Origin of the sequence: Protofrankia sp. CiT1 (genome assembly GCF_917627335.1) — a bacterium.
Lineage (GTDB): Bacteria > Actinomycetota > Actinomycetes > Frankiales > Frankiaceae > Protofrankia.
Genome location: NZ_CAKJTP010000190.1, coordinates 1 through 4,947, shown reverse-complemented (window position 1 = coordinate 4,947; position 4,947 = coordinate 1). Strand labels below are relative to the sequence as shown.

Annotated in this window: 5 protein-coding genes; 1 reads left to right on the top strand and 4 read right to left on the bottom strand. The window is 67.8% G+C overall.

What is annotated here, in order from left to right:
• Window positions 1-36: 36 nt before the first annotated feature.
• From MJ785_RS19470 to MJ785_RS19460, 3 genes are read right to left on the bottom strand one after another with little or no spacing between them, the layout of a single operon-like run.
• Complete coding sequence (locus MJ785_RS19470; protein ID WP_239382156.1) at window positions 37-855, bottom strand: hypothetical protein; 819 nt, start codon at window positions 853-855, stop codon at window positions 37-39.
• A gap of 53 nt (window positions 856-908) precedes the next feature.
• On the bottom strand, window positions 909-2,237 hold the full coding sequence (locus MJ785_RS19465) for a helicase HerA domain-containing protein (RefSeq protein WP_239382154.1): 1,329 nt from the start codon (window positions 2,235-2,237) through the stop codon (window positions 909-911).
• Window positions 2,234-3,469, bottom strand: a complete 1,236-nt coding sequence (locus MJ785_RS19460; protein ID WP_239382152.1) for a hypothetical protein — start codon at window positions 3,467-3,469, stop codon at window positions 2,234-2,236. The genes MJ785_RS19465 and MJ785_RS19460 overlap by 4 nt, the downstream gene beginning before the upstream one ends.
• Window positions 3,470-3,697: 228 nt before the next feature.
• Here MJ785_RS19460 and MJ785_RS19455 point away from each other — a divergent pair, with 228 nt between their 5' ends.
• Window positions 3,698-3,895, top strand: a complete 198-nt coding sequence (locus tag MJ785_RS19455) for a hypothetical protein (protein WP_239311135.1) — start codon at window positions 3,698-3,700, stop codon at window positions 3,893-3,895.
• 599 nt (window positions 3,896-4,494) lie between these two features.
• Here the strand turns inward: MJ785_RS19455 and MJ785_RS19450 are convergent.
• Window positions 4,495-4,947: hypothetical protein (locus MJ785_RS19450; RefSeq protein WP_239382150.1), on the bottom strand; the 453-nt coding region annotated here is incomplete at its 5' end.

Genomic DNA, 4,947 nt, shown 5'->3' with positions numbered 1-4,947 from the left:
GGCCGCGGTCTCCGCTGATGCCTGGCGTGACCTTCGTCAGGGGCGGCGGCCCAGCACCACGTACTCGCGGACGCCCGCGTTCCCCACGCCGCCGGTGAACCGGCCCGTGCGGGGATTGCGGCCCGCGGGCAGGATGCGCCGTCCCTCCTGGACGCGGGTGGCCGCGTGGACGTCCGTGAAGCCGGCCTCGGTGAGCAGCTCTCGGAATCCGCCGGCCAGGTCGAAGACACGGCCGGCGCGGACGGTGTTGGCGACGGAGTAGACGACGACACCGCCTGGTGCCACCACCCGGAAAGCCTCGGAGAGGTGACGCCGCAGACCGTCGACATAGGCCCGCAGAGCACGTCCGAGAACTGTGCGCTCGGAGCGGAAATCCTGCTCGTACCAGGAGCGGAAGGCGGGCGGTAGGCAGATGTGCCCGGTCACCGGAGGTTGCCGGTACTTCGCGCCAATCTGCAGGTCACGTCGCATCGGCCAGTCGAAGGCGAGGTACGACAAGCGTTGGACGTCGAAGTAGTCGTAGGTGACGAAGTAGGGCGGTGAGGTCACGATCGCGTCGACGCTGGCATCAGGCAGGGCCAGGTGGCGGGCGTCGGCATGAAGGACTACCGCGGGCGGACGGGTGCCGGCCGCGGGGGGACGGCGGGCCGCCTCGAACGCGACCAGTTCGGCCTCGCAGTCGCGGGCGATCTGGCGGGTCCATCGACGCAGGCTGTGCTCCAGCGGGATGGGCACTCGATGCGGGTCCGCGGTGACCTTCACTGAGTCGGCCAGCCAGCGGGACGACGGCCGCAGCGACTGGGAGAGCGCGACGAGGGCGAAGCGGCGCAGGCGTTCGTCCTCGATGGCCAACACGGCCGGCTTCCAGGCGGTGAGGAGGCGTGCGTTGTCCTCGCCGAGCCATCCGGTCAGTTCGTCGCCAACGGCGGAGACCGCCGCCGGCGGTAGACGGATGAGCTGCTCGCAGTGCGCCGCCGCAGTCTGGAGGTCCGGCGGTGGGTCAAGGCCGCCGCTGCATTCGGGGACCTTCCCGGTGGCGAGTCGAGAACCCCCAGCCGGGATCGGCGTGGCGCCGTCTCGGCGAGCCTTTTCGCCTGGCTTGTCACCGCACCCCACATACGGACCTGGGCTTCACTGAACTCCATGATGTCGGCGATGATCTCGTCGGGGACATCCGCGATCGGAACCTTGAAGGTCATCGCGTCCGACGCCTCGGTCTCCCCCGCGTTCGGCACATACACTCGAAGATCGGGTATCCCGCGCGGCAGGCGGTCGGGGAACTGCTCGCACAGCAGGGCGGTGAGCGCATCGTCGTCGTTTCCCTGGTCCATGCGGACGTACTCGCCCTCGACATCGATGACGACGACCGCCCATTCCGCCCGCAGCGCCTCCTCCATCAACACCTGGGTCGTGTTCGACTTGCCCGACCCGACAGTGCCGAAAATGCCGACGTTGCGCGGGAGGAATGCTTTCTTCTGCGAGTCCGCCTCGACGCGGACGTCCTCGTAGCCCAGCAGCGAGCCGAGCTGCATGTCGCCTTCGAGACCGAGCATGCGGCGCAGCCGGTCCGCGGGGTAGATGAACGTCCGGGAATAAGGCCGTGGTCTCGTGGACGTCGGGCGTACTGACTCGTCCGGGCCGACCTCACCGAGGATCTCGATCGTGCCCGAGGCGTAGTAGGTGGGGCGAAACATCGTCCGGTCCGGGTGCAGCAGCGTGGTCCGGCTGATAGCCGAGTCGCTGCCGATCTCGTGCGGGCTGTGGAACGGCCCTTCTACAACCCTGCCGAGGAAAATGATGCCCTGCTCCGCGTCGTCGACGCCGACGTAGGAATCGCGCCGGAAATGGCGGCGCAGCTGTTCGGAGACCAGCACGCCACTGCTGGTGTTGTCGGTGCCCTGGCCGTCGAAGGCGACGAAGCCGAGCGTTATCAGCGAGGCGGCCAGATCCTCCCGGGCTGCGTCGGTGGCAGCTTCTCTCGGGCCGTTCTCGCCGTTGTCGGTCTTCTCGCCCGCCGGGTCCGCGTTCTCGGGTTCCTCCATCAGTTCCGGCTCGTCTTCCTGTTCGCCGTTGCGCTCGTCGGCCGGTTCCGTCCCCAGCCCGTCGCCTGGCTCCGTCCCGCGCTCTTCTGCCTGCTCCGTTCCGTCGGCGGGCTCCACGCCGCGTTCGTCGCCGTCAGGACGCCGCGTGGCGTCGGCGCCGGCGTCGGCATCGGCATCGGCATCGCGCGGGCTCATCCGCGGGTCCGCCGTGGATCGAGATCGACCAGGCCTTTCTCCACCCCCAGCTCCATCAGCCGGGCCTCGACGAAGTCGCGGAACTCCCCAGCACGGAACATGGTGCGGGCGACGGCGTCGGCAAGATCGAGATGGAACGGAAACCCGCGGGCCGTCGCCGTCGCGGCGGCGTCCGGGAGGCCCCTGGTCCACAGCGCGTCAGCAAGGAACAGCGCGGCGGCCTGCTCGACCCGCTCACGGTGGCACTCCAGGAGAAATGGCCGGTGCCCGGCCTTCAGCAAGACGATGGTCACCTCCGGACCGACCTCCCCGATGAAACTGCGGAAGTTGCCGCGGTCGACGGTATTGAATCCCGCCTTCGTGACCCCGGAGTCGGAATCCCCGTCAAGAAAGGTCGTCAGGTCATCCGAGAGTGTGCGCAGCTCGATGTACTCGCCCGGTTCCAGGATGGCCCCGGCGTTGAGGACGTCGAGGTCCTCCGGGCTCTCGCTGACGGCGATGAACCGCTGGTCGGCCACGTAGCGCCGGGTGAGCTCGAAGACCGGCGGCAGGTTCTCCCGCGGCAGGCCGACACCGGTGCGCAGTTCGTAGGGAATCAGCTCGCCGTGGATCAGCCGCCAGTCGGCATCCTGGGAGAGCAGGATCTGACGTTCACCGAACAGCATCAGCGCCCGGCTGGCCAGGTTGGAACCGCCATGCACCTTGCGCAGGTTGTCGAAGAACTCCCGGGCAGTGTCGCCCTGGGCGGTGAGTTCATGCTCGAAGACGCGGGTGACCAGCCGAACGGACTCACCGGTGTTCGTCACGACGACGACACCAATCTGGATCTTCGTCCCACTCAGCAGCGGTACCGCAGCCAGGGTGCCGTCGGCGGCAGCGACGACACCGGACCGCAGCAGGTCCCTCGCCCAGGCCGATGCCTCGTGTGAGGGGCGTCGAATGAGGCTCCGCAGGCCGGGATTCTCAGCAAGGATCTCGGCGCGCAACTGTTCCCGCCGCGCATGCGACGCGAGCACCGCGCGGTCGACCCGCTCACGGAGCTGATCGATGTGCTGTTCCAGATCCGTCCACGGAGCGACGGCCAGGATGTCGGCGAGGCTACGTACGTCCGCCTGACCTGGCGTCTTGGCCTGTTCCTGCGCCTTGGCCTGTTCCTGCGCCTCGGCCTGACCTGGCACGCCAGTCTGTCGAGCCGTCGGATGGTGGGCGTGCGGTCGCTCTGGCGGAGACATGACCAACGACCTCCCCCGCGAGCCGCACATACGTCACCACCCGGCCACCAGATCGTTGCACCAGGTGGGCCGATGCGGTGGGGAAAACGGCAAACTCCGGTCGCATCGCCACCGTGCGTTGTGACCACGGTGTCAGCGCACGCCAGGCCCCGAACGACGGCCGGAGGCGAGCATCGGAGCGAGCCAGGCCGGAGCGGAGCCAGGCCGGAGCGGAGTCAGGAGCCAGCGGTGGCGGAAACCCCCTGCCGAACCACGGGCTGCCGACATCCCGACCCCACAATGGTCAAGCGTCGACCGTCGGCGGCCCCGCCCGTCGAAGTCGGCACCGGCACCGGCACCGGCACCACGTCCGGCTTGGTCACCCAGCTGCGCGCCGACACCCACACCGCGCTCAACGGGCAGGCCAACCCAGCCTCGTGGGCCTGAGAAATAACGGCTCTGCCGCAGATCCGGCGATGACTGAAAGTAGGCATTTGTCGTGACCTGCCCGACGAGACAAGCAGCCTGCAATCGCGATATTCCGGGCGGCGCCGGCAGCGTCGGCCGGTGGATCCAATAGGTGTCCCAAACGCGGGAGCCCGGAAGGCCGCCGCAGACCGCGGCGGTTTCACCCGCTTCTTCGCAGGATCTCGCGTCGGCTATATACCGTCACCACCGGATATGCGACGGAGCCGTTAATTTGGCAGACCCCCTTTTGTAGCACAGTCGCGGCTTTCCGGTCTATGGACACGTTCGGAAGTAGGCATTCAGGAGCTATCCGAAAGTGCAACAAAGCGAGCCCCCCTGCTCGGCGGAGCAGAGACTGTGACGTCCCGGGGTTCGGGCCCGCACCCCACCAGGAAAGAGCGGTGAGCGGGTCGGGGGCGGGTGTGAACACGTTAACAGAGGTCACGAGCGAGGTCCGTTAGCGCGCGATAGATCACCGCCACGCGCACAGGAGGAGATCGTGGCCGTATACGCGCCGCTCTACACCGGAGGATCACCCCACAGGCGTGGGAGGGACAAGCGCATTTTCGGCGACGCGGCTATCCGTCGATCTCCAGGCCTGGAATGGTCTCCTCGGAGGGCGGCCAACCTGGGACCGGGAGGCGCCGTGCAGTTGCCGCGATCAGCCAGTCATCCCCGTCAAGGTGCGTCACGAAGGAGTGCCCCGGGATCTTGCGGCTGCCCTGCGCCCCGATGTACTTCGAGGAAGTCAGGACGACGAGCTCCATATTCGCGCCGACGAGCATAGTCCACCGAAGCAGGCCGACGCCCTTCCGTAGCCCGCGGTAGACGTGCCGCCAGTGATCTACGAAGGCGGCGAGCATCTCGTCAAACTGCTTGTTGTCCGAGTCGTAGGCGGCTAGATCCTCGGCGAGGTCGTCGTCGGCCTGGCGACCATTGACGCCCCAGACCCAGCCTTGGGCCAGCGCCAAGCGCAACGGATCGTCAAGCACCGTCCACAGGCTACGACCAGGCTCGTCGTTGTAGAGCTC